Source organism: Carboxylicivirga litoralis (assembly GCF_025499605.1).
In the GTDB taxonomy this organism is placed as follows: domain Bacteria; phylum Bacteroidota; class Bacteroidia; order Bacteroidales; family Marinilabiliaceae; genus Carboxylicivirga; species Carboxylicivirga litoralis.
On sequence record NZ_JAFMVC010000004.1, the window covers coordinates 291,306 to 308,013 of the forward strand.

A 16,708-nucleotide genomic window follows, 5' to 3' on the forward strand; every position below is an offset into this window, starting at 1 on the left:
ATATATTAATGAATAGCTTTAAGGAGTATGCGAACTTAAGGCTAAGTTCATTAAATAATCGGTATTATACCTGTTTTACTTTAAGAAAATTGTTGGCCAAACTCCAGCCATGCTCTATTTGTTCAACATAGGCTTTGAGTTTGCTGTAATCGCCCATGGCGTGACGCAAAAAGGCAGAACCCATACCATATAACGCAGGAAGTTTTGCAATTGAAGTTAAATAGTAACCGTCTAAGAGGCTTGAAATACCACCTGAGATAATGAGCTGTTTAACTTTAATGTCGTTTGCAGGTAGTTCAGCCACGAGTTGATTCACCATGTGTGTCATGTCTTCGGCAGTGTGTCCCACGTGTATGAACGGATTAAACACCTCGGCAGCAACAGCATTGGAACGGTTTAGCTCAACTAGCGAAAAATTGGTGCCACCCATAGCCGCAAATTCAATGGCTTCAATGGGTAATTGAAGCAGATGGCGAAGGCTTTCTTTACCAAAACCCTGGCCAACCTCTTTTACAATGATTTTTAGTTTCGACTTTTCTAAGAAATCCTGAATTAATTCGATGGCCGGTCTTTTTTGCTGGTCACCTTCTGGCTGAAAAGCTTCTTGTAATGGGTTGATGTGAATAACTAAGCCGTCCGCAGACAACTTATCGACTAATTCACCCAGCTTATCAGTGCTACCTTGTTCAAGCATGGTTTCCAGCTGGCAAATACCAATGTTGGCAAACAAAGGAACAGCATCACCCAAAATTGGCCGAACGTTAAAGTCATTGAAATGCTCTGGTGAATCGAGCAGGATGCGACAAGAACCCAATCCCATTCCTAATCCAAACTCAGCACAAGCCTGCGCCAGGTTTTTATTGATAGTACCGGCACGTTGGGTGCCACCTGTCATGCTGGATACCCATAGCGGTAAGACCATTTTTTTACCGGCAAAATAGTATTCCTTTACCTGCTTGGTATGTGTGCCAAACAACGGTTCATAATCAAAGCGGTTATCAACGTGCTTACCTTCTAATCGTGAGCTAAATGCCAGGTCTATATGATCGCGTTTCCTGTCTTCCATTGGATGAATTCTGTTTAATCAGGATAAAAATAAGCTGAACTTATACCAATCCCAAATGCTTACCTATAACAATGCGCAAAATTTCGGATGTTCCTTCACCAATTTGCAAAATACGCTGGTCACGATAAAAACGCTCAATGGGTGATGACTTCAACAAGCCTTGCCCTGAGAAGATTTGTACAGCTTCATCAGAGATTTCTTTCGCGATATCGCTACAATATAATTTTGCCATAGCAGCTTCTTTACTAAATGGTTTTCCGGTATCCTTTAATTCGCATGCGTTGTACAAGGTGTTTCGAGCCAATTCCAGTTTTAAAGCCATGTCGGCCAGTTTAAATGATGTTGACTGGTATTCAGAAATAGCTTTACCGAATTGCACTCTTTTTTTAGAATATTCCAAGGCCATTTCAAATGCTCCCTGGGCGAGGCCCAATCCCATGGCGGCAATAGATAATCGTCCAGAATCCAATGTTTTAAGCATCTGACCCAGACCTTTATCTTTTTTTCCGAGCAGGTTTTCTTTAGGAGCTTTAATGTTGCTAAACTTCAGCTCGGCTGTGTCAGAAGCACGCCACATCATTTTACCCAGCATGCGTTTGGTTTCAAAGCCCTTACTATCTCTGTCGACCAAAATAGTAGAGAATCGCTTTTTCCCATTTTCTTCATTGGTAACAGCCAGCACTGTAATACCCTTCATTAGTTCATTGCTGCCATTAGTAATATATCGCTTGGAGCCGTTAATTATCCAATAGTCACCATTTTCTTTGGCTATTGTTTCTACGCCTTGTGCATCGGAGCCAGCATTTACCTCGGTTAAACCAAAGGCCCACAAGCCTTCACCTGAAGTCAACATTGGTATATATTTTTGGCGTTGTTCTTCTGTTCCAAAGTTAAATATCGGTGCAAGCCCGAGACTATTATGGGCACACATGGTTGCTGCCTGAGAGCTATCCACACGGGCCAACTCTTCTACAGCAATGATGTAGGAAAGTGTATCCATTCCTTGTCCACCATATTCTTTAGGGATATCAATTCCCAAAAGACCGGCTTGTCCCATTTTTTGAGTTAGTTCAACTGAGAATGTTTCATTTTCATCGAGTTGAGCAGCCAATGGCTTGATTTCTTTTTCAGCAAAAGCTCTGACTTTCTGGCGGAAAGCTTCGTGTTGTTCTGTACTTAGTATAGACATTTTGTTATGCTTCTAGCTATCAGCTAAAGGTTGTTAGCTATCTGTTAATATTAGTTTGATAGGCCAATAAGGCTTGATTTAGTTTTACTTGCTCTCCTGTTGAGATATATACTTTTTCAATTGTACCATCTTTCCAGGCCTTTATGTGGTTCTCTGTTTTCATGGCTTCCAATACCAGTAAAGGGTCTCCTTTCTTAACTTTCTGGCCATCTTTCACATGTACTTTCATTACTTGTGATGGGATAGGGGCAGAATAGTAATTGCTATCTGATACCTCTTCATGTTTCTTCACTGGTTCAAAATCAGGCAACCAGTCATGAGCTTTTACAATGCAGCTCTTTAGCTGATGAATCACTTCCAGTTTATCATTCTCTTCGAAACAATAAAAGTGAAGTTGTTCACTATTCAATTCAAACTGAAGGTGATGATCATCAAGTTGAATATCTGTGATGTAATATACATCCTTGTCCAGTTTAATTCCTAAACCATTTGGGATTGTATGATACTCGGCGTAGTAGCTTTGTCCGTCAATAGAAAATTCAAAAAGTGGTAATTGACGCCAGAATTGATTTTGAAGGTGCTGATACCTGTAAGCGGTATAGGACAGGCTCGCCATTATTGTATCAAGTTTTGTGTTCCGAGTTAATTCGGCATGTTTCTCTTCGCAAAAGCGTGTGTGAATAGTTGCATCGCCAAATGCATCACTTTGAAGAATGGTGTCATGAAAGCTGGCATTGGTTTTTATGCCACGAACGATCAATTGCCGATTGGCATCTATGGCTTTCTGAATAGCTTGCTCCCTGTTGCTGGCATGTGCAATCAGCTTGGCAATCATTGGATCAAACTGCGAATGAATCTCAATCGCCCTGTCAAAACCAATCTCTAATCGCACGTCATCTTGTTGAGGTAGAAGTAAAGACTTTATTTGCCCCGGGCTAGGCTGGAAATTATCTAGTGGATCTTCGGCACAAATGCGCAATTCAATGGCATGGCCTTGCTGGAGGATGTCATCTTGCTTAAAAGTGAGCTGTTCACCATTCGCTATTCTGAATTGCCATTGCACCAAATCAATGTTAGTTATCTCTTCCGTTACACAATGTTCCACCTGGATTCGGGTGTTCATCTCCAAAAAGTAATGCTGACCATTGTGATCAATCAAAAACTCAATGGTTCCTGCACTTTTGTAGCCGATGGCTTTACAAAGCATTAAGGCATCCTTGTATAGTTTTTCTTTAATGGAGCTATCCAGGTTATGAGCAGGTGCTTCCTCAACGATCTTTTGAAAGCGTCGCTGGACAGAACATTCGCGTTCAAACAAATGAACAGTGTTACCGTCATTGTCGGCTAATACCTGCACTTCAATGTGGCGTGCTTGCCCGATGTATTGTTCTACGTAAATGCGCTCATCGCCAAAATAACGCTTGGCTTGTGTGCTAAGAATGGGTAATTGCTGCAGTAATTCATCTTTAGTGTAGCAAATTTGCATGCCTTTACCGCCTCCACCCATGGCTGCTTTTACCAATACCGGGTAGGGCATCGTTTCGGCTTCGGAGAGGATGCTTTGTAAGTTGCCTTCCCACGATTGGGTTAAAGCCACACCAGCTGATTGGGCAATGGAACGTGCCTTTTGTTTATCACCCATCTGCATAAGATTATCGGCAGATGGGCCCACAAATGTGATGTTGTTTTGAACGCATGCTTCAGCCAACTCGTTGTTTTCGGACATAAAGCCATAACCAGGATGAATACAATCGGCCTGGTAGCGTTTAGCCATCTCCATCACAAACGGAATGTTCAGGTAATTGTCCTTGAACGGTCCATGCTCAAAAAAATGTACTTCGTCACTTAAGCTGGCTGGTAAGGTGTCATTTTCCAGCTCCGAAAGTAACACGATTGTTTTCAAACCCAGCTGATGGGCTGCCCTGATAATACGAACGGCAATTTCTCCTCTATTGGGTATTAAAACTTTCCTCATCTCCATCTCATTTTTACCATTCGGGACGACGTTTTTCAAAGAAGGCTTTTACGCCTTCCTGACCTTCATCTGATTTTCTTGACTCTGCAATTGAGTTGATGCACAGCTCTTTTATTTCTTTGTTGTTTGTTTGAATTGATAGCTGACTAAGTAATTCTTTTGTTGAGTTCATTGCTAAAAGGCTATTGGCTTTGAATTGTTCACACATTTCATCGATGTGTTGCTGAATGGCTTTGGCTGGTAATACGTCATGTATCAATCCTATTTTTTTTCCTTTTTTAGCATTAAAAAGCTCGGCACTTAACATCAATGCTCTTGCTTGGGAAACACCTATTTTATTAACCACAAACGGTGCAATTGTAGCTGGCACTAATCCGAGTTTAACCTCCGAAAAAGATAGTTTCGCATTCGATTCGGCAACAACATAATCGGCGCAAGCCAACAAGCCTAATGCACCACCAATGGCGTACTTTTCAACCCAAGCGAGAACAGGTTTGGGAAAGTTGTTAAGTATCTCAAAAAGCTGATAAAACAATGCTGCGTCAGCTCGGTTTTCTTCATCAGTCTGATTAAGACCTTGTTTCATCCATTGTAAGTCGGCACCGGAGCAAAAGACATTACCAGCTCCGCGCAGCACAAGCACCTTCTGCTTGCTGTCATTTTTTATCTTTTCTAATGTAGCTATCAGGCATTGCAACATGATTTTAGACAGTGCATTCTTTCTGGTCGTATCGTTAAGAAGTATACGACTAATGCCATTGGATTGGTTTAATTGCACCAGGTCTTTATTGTTACATTCTGTAGATGCCATATTTCGTATCCTTCTTTTCGTTGTTATCAATAATTCGAAGCACCAGGCCAGCTATTTGTCGCGTCGATTCGGGTAGAATAATACCATCGTCCCACAGTCGACTGGTGCTGTAGTAAGGCGAACCTTCACGTTCGTATTTTTCGAGTATAGATGCTTCTATTTGTTCCAATTGTTCTTCATCCACGTTTTTACCTTGAGCAGCCGCCTGATCGCGTTTTATGGTAGTGAGTACTTGTGCTGCTTGTTTGGCACCCATCACCGAGATACGCGCATTGGGCCACATAAATAAAAAACGAGGATCGTAGGCGCGACCTGCCATGGCGTAATTGCCAGCACCATAAGAACCTCCCATTAGTATCGTGAAGTATGGAACTGTTGAATTGGCCAATGCATTCACCATTTTAGCACCATCTTTGGCTATGCCTTTGTGCTCGTAGTCCTTACCCACCATAAAGCCGGTAATGTTTTGCAAAAACAACATGGGGATATTGCGCTCGTTGCAAAGCTGTATGAAGTGAGTGCCTTTTAAGGCTGATTCTGAAAACAGAATACCATTGTTGGCTAGTATACCTACTTGCTGTCCCTCAATCTTGGCAAAAACTGTAACAAGGGTCGTACCGTATTCGCTTTTAAATTCATGAAAGGCACTTTCGTCAACCAGTCGGGCAATTATTTCCCGCACATCCGGAAAGGGTTTGCCACTCTCAGGAATTAAACCTGTAATATCATGTATATCGTAAGCAGGTTCCTTGGCTTCAACAACTTTTGTCTTCTTTGGGGGCAATGTTTCAATAATGTTGCGACAGATATGAATGGCGTGCTCATCGTTATCTGCCAGATGATCGGCCACACCAGAAATCTGAGTATGAACAGCTCCTCCTCCTAAGGCTTCAGCACTGACATCTTCTCCGGTTGCTGCTTTAACCAGTGGTGGTCCGGCCAAAAAGATGGTACCCTGATTTTTAACGATTATGGTTTCGTCACTCATAGCTGGTACATAAGCCCCTCCGGCCGTACAAGAACCCATTACAATGGCTATTTGAGCGATTCCTTGTGCCGACATACGCGATTGGTTAAAAAAGATACGCCCAAAATCATCTTTATCCGGAAAGACTTCTGACTGCTGGGGAAGGAAAACGCCACCACTATCAACCAGATACACACAAGGCAATTGGTTTTGCAGTGCAATTTCCTGTGCCCTTAAATGCTTTTTAATGGTTTCGGATACATAGGTGCCACCTTTAACCGTGGCATCATTGGCTATTAGCATCACTTTTTGACCATGTACCTGGCCAATTCCGGTTATAATACCAGCGGCTGGGAAAGCATCGTCGTATTGCCCATTAGCCGCCAGGGCTGAAAGCTCCAGAAAAAAGGAATTTTTATCAATCAGGTAATCAATTCGCTGGCGTGCCGTTAGTTTACCTTTTTTGGTGTGTTTTAAAATGGCTTTTTCACCACCTCCTTTGAATACATCGCGCAGTTTTTCAAAGTAATTATCAGCCAAGCTTTTGTTTAGCTTTTGGTTACGGACAAATTCCTCTGATTTATTATCAATACTGGTATAATACTTAAACATCTTTTATTCGCTACTTGCAAATAATAACCTTTTGATGAGGTAAATGTTCAGCAATGGGAGGCTTATTTTAAACGATATTGTTTTATAGTATTGAGACTTAATGCAGAATGTTATAAACAAAAAAAGTCCGGTGATAGCCGGACTTTCTATTCATATATTTTTAGTGTTTATCGCATGTCAATCACGTCAACATCAGAATTAGCAGCTTTGTCAAATACAAAGGTTTTGTCATCAATTTGTTTGTTCGTTGTCATGTTTTTAACAACAACAGTATAGTTGTTGCCGTCTTTACCCACCTGGCGAATAGAGTACAACTGAAGATTATCTTTTAGGACCAAAAGTTTGATACGTGAAAAAGGTTTATCGCGGTTAACCGGATACAAATCAATTTCGTGGCAAGCTTTACCGTTAATGGTTCCTTCTGCCACATAATTATATGTATAACCATTTTCGTATATAGTAAATACCGTTGCAGGGTTTAATGTTTCTTCGTCTTCAGGATCGGGCACTGTAATATTTACCTCACCTGCATCAATCATATGTGTGTAAAGTACTTCACCATCGAAATATGTATCCACATCCATCAGGTTTACTTTGTATTTGTTGCCTTTAAGAATGATGTGACCTTCGTACACTTCGTTTATGTCTTCCTGCATGTTCTCCAGTGAGAAAGAAAAATCGGCCACAATCGATGGGTAAGCTTTTGTTTTAGCAGACACCTGGTCTAGTATTTCTTTTGCCTTTTCTTGAGACTGGGCGAAACTAAACAGACTGAATGTTGCTAAAATTAATGTTAACGTGTATTTCATTTTATATGTTTTTTTCATTTTCTAATTCGTTAGATGTACGTCTTCTTCAATAACTGTTCCAAAAAAAGATGCCTAGTTAAATTGGCTTAAGTGTTTTTCCAGTTCCAGTTCATCAGGAATCAGAACCTGGCGCGCTTTACTACCTTCGAATGGGCCAACGATACCCGCTGCTTCCAGCTGATCAATGATACGGCCGGCACGATTGTAGCCAATGGAGAAACGACGCTGAATCAATGAGGTGGAGCCTGACTGATTGGCAACCACCACTCGAGCGGCTTCTTCAAACATGGCATCGCGTTTACTTAAATCCACTTCACCGGCCGCCTGATCAGTGCTGTTTTCACCCACATACTCAGGAAGTAAAAAGGCCGATGTGTAGCCGCGCTGACCTCCAATGAAGTCATTAATGCGTTCCACTTCAGGCGTATCGACGAAGGCGCACTGAACACGCACCAGGTCACTGCCTTGTGAAATTAACATATCCCCTCGTCCTATTAATTGATTAGCACCAGGAGAATCAAGAATAGTACGTGAGTCAATCATCGATGCTACTTTAAAGGCTACACGAGTTGGGAAGTTAGCCTTGATAACACCTGTAATAATATTTGTTGAAGGACGCTGGGTGGCCACAATCATATGGATACCCACAGCACGAGCCAGCTGAGCAATACGTGCAATTGGCAGCTCTACTTCTTTGCCGGCAGTCATAATCAAATCGGCAAACTCATCGATGATTACAACAATGTAAGGTAAGAAACGGTGTCCTTTTTCCGGATTAAGCTGACGTTTAACAAACTTATGGTTGTACTCTTTAATGTTACGAGCATGTGCTGTTTTAAGTAACTCGTAACGATTGTCCATTTCAATAGCCAGGGAGTTAAGTGTATTTACTACCTTTTGTACATCGGTGATAATCGGATCTTCTTCATCCGGCATTTTAGCCAGGAAGTGTTTCTCAATTTTCGAATAAATATTCAGCTCTACCTTTTTAGGGTCAACCATTACAAATTTTAGTTGCGATGGATGCTTTTTATAGAGCAAAGATGAAATGATAGCATTTAAACCAACCGACTTACCTTGTCCTGTAGCACCGGCCACCAGCATGTGTGGTGCTTTGGCTAAGTCGATCACAAAGGTTTCATTCGAAATAGTTTTACCTAAGGCAATTGGTAGTTCATACTTCGTATTCTGGAATTTTTTTGCATTGATAATCGAGCGCATGGCCACCACCTCTGGTTCTGAGTTGGGAACCTCAATACCGATGGTCCCACGGCCTGGAATAGGAGCAATGATGCGAATACCTAGAGCAGCTAATGATAGCGCAATGTCATCCTCCAGGTTTTTGATTTTGGAAATGCGAACACCCGGTGCAGGCACAATTTCATATAGGGTGACAGTGGGACCAACTGTGGCTTTAATGTTTTTAATCTGAATTTTATAATCCTCAAGGGTCTTAACAATGCGGTTTTTGTTCGATTCCAATTCTTCCATCGAAACTTCGGCATTGTCGGCACTGTGGTCGTCTAATAATTCAATGTTAGGAAGTTGGTAAGATGATAAATCTAAGGTTGGATCATAATCGCCAAGAGGTTCATTACCGATTGATTCAAGGATTTCTTCTTCCTCACTTTTTTCTATGGTCAAGTCCAGGTTGGGCTCATCATTAACAGGAGCATCTACAGTTGGCGAAAACTCTAACGTCGAACCTTTCTCAGCTTCAGATGCAGCGATTGGTTCTTCAATTGGTTCAGGACTATTTATTTCTACTTCTATTTCTTTATCGAATGACAGTGTTTCTTCTTCTGTTGCCTCAGGTTGACTGATTGCAGCTTCAGTTTCGGTCGCTGTTTCTTCTGGTTTGTCAACAAACGCTTCTTCTTCTTCTTTGTTTTTATCTAATGGACGACTAACCATTCGGTAAAAAGACTCAAAAGTGACAGACAGGTAGGTGACTAAACTAACTATTAGCAGAATAACTGTTCCTACACCTCCAATAGAAGCTGTCAGCCATTTGCTCATAAAGTAGCCGTGTGCACCACCCAACAGCAGATACTGATCGTTGATAGAGCTGATGAATATAAATCCTAATGTTATTGATAGCCATAAACTAATAATAATACAGTGTGCTATTGCTTTACGAAGCGGCAAAATGCGCGCCCCTAATAAACGGAAGCCAATCACAAACAATAATAACACAATGGCAAATGCAGCGATACCAATGCCTTGATTAATGAAAAGGTCGGCCAGGTAAGCACCATGTTTACCTGTCCAGTTTTCGACAGTTATATCAGAATTTTTGAAAAGTTCCCAAAAACTGATGTCAAACTTGCTTTTATCGGCAAAACCGGTAAATAAAAAAGAAAAGAATGCCAGCAGAAAATAAAAGGCAATACCAATGGTTGCTATTCCTGATATGAAGCGGAACTTAAAATCCTTTAGATTATTACGCCAACTGTCGTATTTTTCTTTAAATGTAGTTTTTTTTGATTTGGTCTTGGTTTTCTTCTTAGCCATATATTGTTTGATTGTCAGAGGTCGTGTTTAGAGACAAAAATAATAAAACCCCCACCAATAAAGTCAATACTTGCTTAGTTTTTAGAAATTAGATCCGTTATTGCCTGACTAGAAACCAATATGGAAACTAACAGTTACTGAATAAGTGAACTAACCAATTCGTCTATTTCACCATGGTTGCTTTGTGTGTAGTTATCAGGAACAATAAACGATTTAGAATTGATTTTCTTAATCTGAACATCTTCAGCTATGCACCTAAGTTCAAGGCCTCTGAAGTTGAGTTCAAACTCCATTAAAGCTCCAGGGATATCATCGAAGGGGCTATTTTCCTTAGGGCGACAGATGTTGATAGATTCGGTATAATAAACAATAATATTGCGTAGGTCAGGGTTGCTAAAATGCACAATGGCTTTCTTACATTCTATCCCGGCAATAGTCTTAGTTTGTCCTTCAATAAACTCCAGGCGTGTTTCGTCAACCCGTTCAAATAAAAATAGGTACTCTCCTTTATCATGGTCGTGGTACATCCGTTTGTCAAAGATGCGGAAAAGAGTGGTAGTGCTATCTCCATTAAATTTTGAAATATAGTCGAGTTGATACAAACTCAAATCACCTTTTATTGACACCTTATAATCTTTGCCTTTAAAAGTGCTAATCATTTTGGTAGGCAAAAAAGCAGCAAATCCTCTTTTTTGAACTTCCTCCGGATATAATACTTTGTATGTAATCACCCCTTCATCTTTTCTTGATGGTTCGCCTATCCGGCAAGCTGTCATCAGAGATGTAAGAAGCAGACCAAAAATTAAATATCGCATGGTGATTTAGTTTGTTCTTGCCTTAAAAAAGCAATGAGCCAAAAGTAATAATTAATCAAAGAGCCACAATAACTGTTTATAGCATAAAAGCTGTAGTTGGTCAAAAAAAAGATAGTGGCAAAAAATTAAGGGCAATAATTAATCAGGATTTTGGGTGACTGAATGATAGGTACTTTTAATTTGAAAGCTCTGAAATATGCTTAATAACAGGTTATACCAAAGGAATGATAATAATCATGTATTAAATCAATTAAAGTTTGTTATATCGCAAAACGAAGACCTATTATTTATAAACCAAGTAACTAAAATCTAGAAAACCATGGGCAAATTAGCAGTTATTGCACTTGGAGGAAATGCTCTGTTGCGTGACAACCAGATTGGTACTATTGAAGAGCAAGAGCAAAATACGACAGATACCTTAGAAAACATCGTATTTCTATTAAAGGAAGGCTACAATATTGTTATCTCACACGGTAACGGACCACAAGTTGGTAACATTGTGATGCGTAACGATGCAGGCGAGCAAATGTATAATATTCCTCAGATGCCGTTAGATGTATGTGTCGCCGATTCACAAGGTGGAATCGGGTACATGATTGAACGCTCCTTAAAAAATGTGATGCGCAAGCATGGTATTGACCGCAACGTATTAACCCTGATGACTACCGTTGAGGTAGATCCGGAAGATGAAGCCTTTAAAAATCCAACCAAACGAATAGGAAAGATTGTCAGTAAAGAGGAAGCGGATAAGCTATCGACCGAAAAAGGGTGGACATTTAAAGAAGAAAAGAAAACAACCAGCGGATACCGTCGTGTGGTACCATCGCCACAGCCAAAAACAGTTGGTAACTGGGAAGTAATTGAAAAAAATGCTCGCCAGGGAACCATCATTATTGCTGTTGGTGGAGGAGGAGTACCTGTTTATACCGACGAGAAGGGTGATATCCGTCCGATAGAAGCTGTTATCGACAAAGATTTAGCTAACTCATTACTGGCACGTCAAATTAATGCAGATCGTTTCTATATTTTAACGGATGTACCATTTGTTTATACTAACTTTGGCGAGCCTGATCAAAAGGTGTTGGAGTTCTTAAACGTAGAGGATACCAAAAAGTATATGGAGGCCGGTACTTTTGGCGAAGGTAGCATGGCACCCAAAATTAACGCTGCACTGCAATTTGTTGAAGGCGGCGGCGATATGAGTGTGATTACCGAAGCCACAAAATTAGAAGATAAGGCTTACGGTACTAAGATTACAGCTGAGTATGAAGAAGCTGATTTAAAGAAATACAATAAGTAATTAGTAACAATAAATAAAACACAGAATTATGGCATTCAATCTTAAAAATCGGAACTTCCTGAAGTTGTTAGATTTCTCACAGGAAGAAATTAAGTTTTTATTGAAATTGTCGCAGGACTTAAAAGCAGCTAAATATGCTGGTATTGAGCAGCCTCGTATGACAGGTAAAAACATTGCTCTGATTTTTGAAAAGTCATCTACTCGTACAAGATGTGCTTTTGAAGTAGCAGCTCACGATCAGGGAGCACACGTTACTTACCTTGGACCTTCAGGTTCGCAGATTGGACACAAAGAGTCAATGAAAGATACGGCTCGTGTATTAGGTCGTATGTACGATGGTATCGAGTACCGCGGTTACGGTCAGGCTATTGTTGAAGAGTTGGCTGAGTACGCTGGAGTGCCTGTTTGGAACGGTTTAACTGACGAATTTCACCCAACACAGATTTTGGCTGACTTCTTAACCATGATGGAGCATAGTAGTGTACCATTAAACCAGGTATCATATGCTTACCTTGGCGATGCACGTAATAATATGGCTAACTCATTATTAGTGGGTGGTGCTATTATGGGAATGGATGTTCGCATCGTAGGTCCGGCTTCATTACAGCCAGATGCTGACTTAGTAAAGCAGTGCCAGGAGATAGCTGAACAATCAGGAGCAACGATCACTATCACTGATGATGTGAAAGAAGGTGTTGCAGGATGTGACTTCCTATATACTGACGTTTGGGTATCGATGGGAGAAGCTGATGAAGTATGGAAAGAGCGTATTGAGCTGTTGAAGCCATACCAAATCAACAAAGAAACGATGGAAGCAACTGGTAACCCAGCTTGTAAGTTCTTACACTGTCTACCTGCATTCCACAACCGTGAAACAAAAGTTGGAGAAGAAATTTTCCAGAAGTTTGGTTTAGACGGTATGGAAGTGACTGAGGATGTGTTCGAATCTCCTGCTTCAATCGTATTTGATCAGGCTGAAAACCGTATGCATACTATTAAAGCTGTTATGGTAGCTACTTTAGGTGCCTAATAGTTTTTCGAATAATATTGTAGAGGTTACCTTCGGGTAACCTCTTTTTTTATATTATGTACCCAACGAACTCAAAGCAAAGTAGCTACTATTCAAATTCATCGAAGCACTAAGCCATTTTCATTGCTAAATTGGAATATACTTTTAACACAAACTATTTCAATAAAACAAGTCGATGATAAACTTTTGCTTTCTACCTACGATTATTTTACATCGTCAACCTGGAAGAACTCATTTATTGTAAAAGTGAAAATTCCTTACTACCTTCTATTTGCATGATGGGCAATCTATAACAGTTTCGGTCTCTATAAAAAAGGTGGAAGCTTTATTGACTGACAAACGCTTTGTTCGCTCTCATCCGTCCTTTCTTATCAATGTGGAGCATATAAAATCGAACCATAAATCGATTAATAATGAATTAATTTTATATCGAACTAAGGTTAATACGTTTTCTAGGCCAATCACTACGAATACAAATTCCATAGTCACGACTTCAAAGTTGTAATAATAGGAGGCACGTTACTTCTATACATTTGTTTTATAAATTAAAACCTACAACTATGAAGCAAATTATATCTTCAACGGCACTGGCTGCTTTTCTTTTATTGGTAGCAAGTGTCAATGCGCAAGTGAACGACCCCAAACAAGTAGCAAAACGTCAAGGGACCAATCGGGCCAATAATCATATTGAGGAAGGTGTTGATAAAGGTTTTGACAAGATTGAAGAAGGCATTGGCAGCTTATTTGGCAAAAAGAAAAAGAAAAAAAGTACATCATCAGAAAGCAATAACACGAGTGCAAATAGCACAGGTAGTTCTGCCAATTCTGTACAAGGAAAAGACGCTGAACAGTTGTTTGCACAACATGGCATCTACCCTCCTGAAGGTGCAACTGATGTGCCTCTTCCTGTAACTTTAAAATGGCAGGCAATGAATAGCAGTGATTTTAAAGCGAAGGGCTATGAACTTTATCTGGAAGAAGGAGAAACGAATCCGATGAAAATGATTGGAGGCCCGGGTAAAGGTGAATTTACATGCAAAAATCTACTCCCGAATACAACCTATAGTTGGAAATATGTGGGACAAAGCTCAAGCGGCCAATATATGCCTGGCGGAGGTGGTACGTTTACTACCGGCGATGGAACTACGGCTCCTGCAACTATAAATGTGAGCTGGAGTAAGTTTGATTTTGTGCCGGGTGACGAGGTTATTTTCACTGATGGGCCAGATATTATGGAAGAAAATGGTGAATTTCCCAGCCGATGGGATACCGATAGTGGGCAAACCGAAATAGCTGATGTTAACGGAGAAAATGTGATTTTGTTTATTGATGGCAATCCGAGAATTATGCCTTACCTGAAAAATGCCAAAGAGGATTATTTGCCCGATGTATTTACCATCGAGTTTGATTTGTACAGGGCAGCCGGCTCCAACCGTTTTTTCTGTCAACTTTACGATACTAAAAACCAACGTGCTAATGACAATAAAGAGATTACAATAGGTTATAACTACATCTCTTGTGGCGATTTTGAGGCTAAACATCCGGATTTGGATTATACCTGGCAAGACAAAAGCAGATGGATGCACATATCAATAGCATTCACCAAAGGCAAGCTGAAAATGTACATGGACGATGTTCGTCTGATTAATATTCCACGCTACGAAGCAAACCCGACAGGGTTTACGCTAAATGCCTATTTTGCGAACCACGGCGAAGGGCTCGGTTATTTTGTCAAAAATGTGCGTATAGCCAAAGGTGGTGTTAAGTATTACGACCGTGTAATGCAAGATGGAAAGATTATTTGTAATGGTATTCGTTTTGACAGCAACAAAGCCACTTTAAAGCCTGAGAGTATGGGCCCAATTAACAAGATATGCCAATTAATGCAAAAGCAACCAGACTTAAAATTCAGTGTGGAAGGCCATACCGACAGCGATGGTGACGATAATAAAAACCAAAGTCTGTCAGAGCAACGCGCTAAAGTTGTAATGCAGCAGTTGGTGGCGATGGGTATCTCAGTCGATCGTTTGTCCAGCAAAGGATTTGGCGAAAGTCAACCATTAGACAACAATACTACCCCGGAAGGAAAAGCGAATAATCGCCGGGTTGAATTCGTGAGGAAGTGAGCGCAGAGCCAAGCTTGCTTGGGCTTTGCCGAACGAGGAACGAATGACGAACGTAGTGAGTAATTTGAGAAAAGGCAGCAGAGCCAAGCTGTTCCCCATGTTTCTCCATCGTACCTGATCATCGAGCGGAGTCGCGATGGCGGTGAATAACCAACTAAAGGACCCCAAAACGAAGTGATAATTATCAAACTTGTTAAACGAATCAGTGTATTATGAAACGACAATCCTCCATATTAAGCACATTTATGTTTGCCATTATTTTTGGTGTCGCTGGATGGTTTGCTTATCAACATGTTACAAAGCCTATTGTTGAAGATGCAGAGGCATCCGAGCAATGGCCGGTTGTATCAGGTGAAATAACCTACGCCAATATCAAGACATCCCGATCCTCGGAAGGAAATACCATGTATTCACCAGATATACGTTATACATATACCGTTTCAGGAAAAGACTATACCGGCAAGCAGATTAGCCTGATGGATGGTTCTACAAGTGTGCAGTCATCGGTTAAGAAAAAAGTAAAAGCCTATCCTGTTGGTGCTTCTGTTGAAGTGTATTACGACCCAGAACTGCCAGCCAGTTCGGTTTTGCAACCTGGGAAAAGTTTTTGGATCAACCTCCTCCTGTATGCGCCATTAAGTTTCTGCGTAATAGCAGGGCTAATGGTTTTGAATAGTATCAAGCGCGTATTTCGATTAATATTAACCTAAAACATAGAGAAAAATGCAGTCACACGAAATTGATTATCAAATTAAAGGACACGATATCCAGTTTGTTGAAATTGAATTGGACCCACAAGAAACCGTTATAGCCGAAGCAGGAGCAATGCTGTATATGAAAGAGGGCATTCATTTTGAAGCGAAGTTGGGAGATGGCTCTGAACCGGATAAAGGCTTGATGGGTAAATTGTTTTCGGCCGCAGCACGTAAAATTACCGGCGAATCTATTTTTATCACACATTTTACACATCGCGGAAGTGGTAAAAGTCAGGTGGCCTTTGCAGCACCGTATCCGGGAACGATTGTTCCTTTGGATTTAAATCAGTTGGGAGGCTCTGTTATTGTGCAGCGCGATGCTTTTTTATGTGCAGCCTTAGGAACGAAAATCAGTATGCACATTAATCAGAAACTGGGAGCCGGATTTTTTGGCGGTGAAGGTTTTATCCTGCAAAAGATTAGTGGCGATGGTAAAGCCTTTATTCATGCCGGAGGAACATTAATTGAACACGAACTTAATGGCGAAACTTTGCGCATCGATACCGGATGTGTTGTAGGTTTTCAGGAAGGTATCAATTTTAGCATCGAAAAAGCCGGTAACATGAAATCTATGCTTTTTGGTGGCGAAGGCTTGTTTTTGGCAACCCTTAGCGGTCATGGAAAAGTTTGGATTCAGTCAATGCCAATACGTAAACTAATTGGTCAGTTATCAACCAGTGGCAATAATAGTAAAAAAGAATCGAGTGGTAACTTATTAGGAGCACTGCTTGAGAGTTAA

Annotated in this window: 14 protein-coding genes; 6 read left to right on the forward strand and 8 right to left on the reverse strand. The window is 40.7% G+C overall.

Going from position 1 to position 16,708, the window contains the following annotated elements:
• Positions 1-64 precede the first annotated feature (64 nt).
• The 8 genes from J1N10_RS06370 to J1N10_RS06405 all read right to left on the reverse strand — a co-directional run bounded on the left by J1N10_RS06370 (position 65) and on the right by J1N10_RS06405 (position 10,758).
• Positions 65-1,066: a beta/alpha barrel domain-containing protein gene (locus J1N10_RS06370; RefSeq protein WP_262325850.1), complete on the reverse strand. Its 1,002-nt coding sequence runs from the start codon at positions 1,064-1,066 to the stop codon at positions 65-67.
• Between the two features lie 40 nt (positions 1,067-1,106).
• Positions 1,107-2,255, reverse strand: coding sequence for an acyl-CoA dehydrogenase family protein (locus J1N10_RS06375; RefSeq protein WP_262325851.1), 1,149 nt, complete (start codon positions 2,253-2,255; stop codon positions 1,107-1,109).
• Between the two features lie 37 nt (positions 2,256-2,292).
• Positions 2,293-4,230, reverse strand: coding sequence for an acetyl/propionyl/methylcrotonyl-CoA carboxylase subunit alpha (locus J1N10_RS06380; protein WP_262325852.1), 1,938 nt, complete (start codon positions 4,228-4,230; stop codon positions 2,293-2,295).
• Positions 4,231-4,243: 13 nt separating this feature from the next.
• Positions 4,244-5,041, reverse strand: a complete 798-nt coding sequence (locus tag J1N10_RS06385; protein ID WP_262325853.1) for an enoyl-CoA hydratase/isomerase family protein — start codon at positions 5,039-5,041, stop codon at positions 4,244-4,246.
• The gene (locus J1N10_RS06390; protein ID WP_262325854.1) at positions 5,022-6,620 is read right to left on the reverse strand and encodes a carboxyl transferase domain-containing protein; all 1,599 of its coding nucleotides are present in this window, start codon (positions 6,618-6,620) and stop codon (positions 5,022-5,024) included. The genes J1N10_RS06385 and J1N10_RS06390 overlap by 20 nt, the downstream gene beginning before the upstream one ends.
• 167 nt (positions 6,621-6,787) lie before the next feature.
• Positions 6,788-7,429, reverse strand: coding sequence for a LolA family protein (locus J1N10_RS06395; RefSeq protein ID WP_262325855.1), 642 nt, complete (start codon positions 7,427-7,429; stop codon positions 6,788-6,790).
• Positions 7,430-7,501: 72 nt separating this feature from the next.
• Positions 7,502-9,943, reverse strand: coding sequence for an FtsK/SpoIIIE family DNA translocase (locus tag J1N10_RS06400; RefSeq protein WP_262325856.1), 2,442 nt, complete (start codon positions 9,941-9,943; stop codon positions 7,502-7,504).
• Positions 9,944-10,077: 134 nt separating this feature from the next.
• Positions 10,078-10,758, reverse strand: coding sequence for a hypothetical protein (locus J1N10_RS06405; protein ID WP_262325857.1), 681 nt, complete (start codon positions 10,756-10,758; stop codon positions 10,078-10,080).
• A 319-nt stretch (positions 10,759-11,077) separates the two neighbouring features.
• Here J1N10_RS06405 and arcC point away from each other — a divergent pair, with 319 nt between their 5' ends.
• The 6 genes from arcC to J1N10_RS06430 all read left to right on the forward strand — a co-directional run bounded on the left by arcC (position 11,078) and on the right by J1N10_RS06430 (position 16,708).
• Positions 11,078-12,058 (forward strand): carbamate kinase, encoded by a 981-nt coding sequence (gene arcC / locus J1N10_RS06410; RefSeq protein WP_262325858.1) that lies wholly within the window; start codon positions 11,078-11,080, stop codon positions 12,056-12,058.
• Positions 12,059-12,086: 28 nt separating this feature from the next.
• Positions 12,087-13,088, forward strand: coding sequence for an ornithine carbamoyltransferase (locus J1N10_RS06415; RefSeq protein WP_262325859.1), 1,002 nt, complete (start codon positions 12,087-12,089; stop codon positions 13,086-13,088).
• A gap of 271 nt (positions 13,089-13,359) precedes the next feature.
• On the forward strand, positions 13,360-13,593 hold the full coding sequence (locus J1N10_RS21290) for a LytTR family transcriptional regulator DNA-binding domain-containing protein (RefSeq protein ID WP_410053437.1): 234 nt from the start codon (positions 13,360-13,362) through the stop codon (positions 13,591-13,593).
• A gap of 55 nt (positions 13,594-13,648) precedes the next feature.
• Complete coding sequence (locus tag J1N10_RS06420) at positions 13,649-15,214, forward strand: OmpA family protein (RefSeq protein ID WP_262325860.1); 1,566 nt, start codon at positions 13,649-13,651, stop codon at positions 15,212-15,214.
• Positions 15,215-15,426: 212 nt separating this feature from the next.
• Positions 15,427-15,924 (forward strand): DUF3592 domain-containing protein, encoded by a 498-nt coding sequence (locus J1N10_RS06425; RefSeq protein WP_262325861.1) that lies wholly within the window; start codon positions 15,427-15,429, stop codon positions 15,922-15,924.
• Between the two features lie 13 nt (positions 15,925-15,937).
• The gene (locus tag J1N10_RS06430; RefSeq protein WP_262325862.1) at positions 15,938-16,708 is read left to right on the forward strand and encodes a TIGR00266 family protein; all 771 of its coding nucleotides are present in this window, start codon (positions 15,938-15,940) and stop codon (positions 16,706-16,708) included.

Excerpts from the sequence above, each read along its gene's own strand:
- J1N10_RS06370 (WP_262325850.1), bottom strand. The coding sequence starts at position 1,066 with ATGGAAGACAGGAAACGCGATCATATAGACCTGGCATTTAGCTCACGA.
- J1N10_RS06375 (WP_262325851.1), bottom strand. The coding sequence starts at position 2,255 with ATGTCTATACTAAGTACAGAACAACACGAAGCTTTCCGCCAGAAAGTC.
- J1N10_RS06380 (WP_262325852.1), bottom strand. The coding sequence starts at position 4,230 with ATGAGGAAAGTTTTAATACCCAATAGAGGAGAAATTGCCGTTCGTATT.
- J1N10_RS06385 (WP_262325853.1), bottom strand. The coding sequence starts at position 5,041 with ATGGCATCTACAGAATGTAACAATAAAGACCTGGTGCAATTAAACCAA.
- J1N10_RS06390 (WP_262325854.1), bottom strand. The coding sequence starts at position 6,620 with ATGTTTAAGTATTATACCAGTATTGATAATAAATCAGAGGAATTTGTC.
- J1N10_RS06395 (WP_262325855.1), bottom strand. The coding sequence starts at position 7,429 with ATGAAATACACGTTAACATTAATTTTAGCAACATTCAGTCTGTTTAGT.
- J1N10_RS06400 (WP_262325856.1), bottom strand. The coding sequence starts at position 9,943 with ATGGCTAAGAAGAAAACCAAGACCAAATCAAAAAAAACTACATTTAAA.
- J1N10_RS06405 (WP_262325857.1), bottom strand. The coding sequence starts at position 10,758 with ATGCGATATTTAATTTTTGGTCTGCTTCTTACATCTCTGATGACAGCT.
- arcC (WP_262325858.1), top strand. The coding sequence starts at position 11,078 with ATGGGCAAATTAGCAGTTATTGCACTTGGAGGAAATGCTCTGTTGCGT.
- J1N10_RS06415 (WP_262325859.1), top strand. The coding sequence starts at position 12,087 with ATGGCATTCAATCTTAAAAATCGGAACTTCCTGAAGTTGTTAGATTTC.
- J1N10_RS06420 (WP_262325860.1), top strand. The coding sequence starts at position 13,649 with ATGAAGCAAATTATATCTTCAACGGCACTGGCTGCTTTTCTTTTATTG.
- J1N10_RS06425 (WP_262325861.1), top strand. The coding sequence starts at position 15,427 with ATGAAACGACAATCCTCCATATTAAGCACATTTATGTTTGCCATTATT.
- J1N10_RS06430 (WP_262325862.1), top strand. The coding sequence starts at position 15,938 with ATGCAGTCACACGAAATTGATTATCAAATTAAAGGACACGATATCCAG.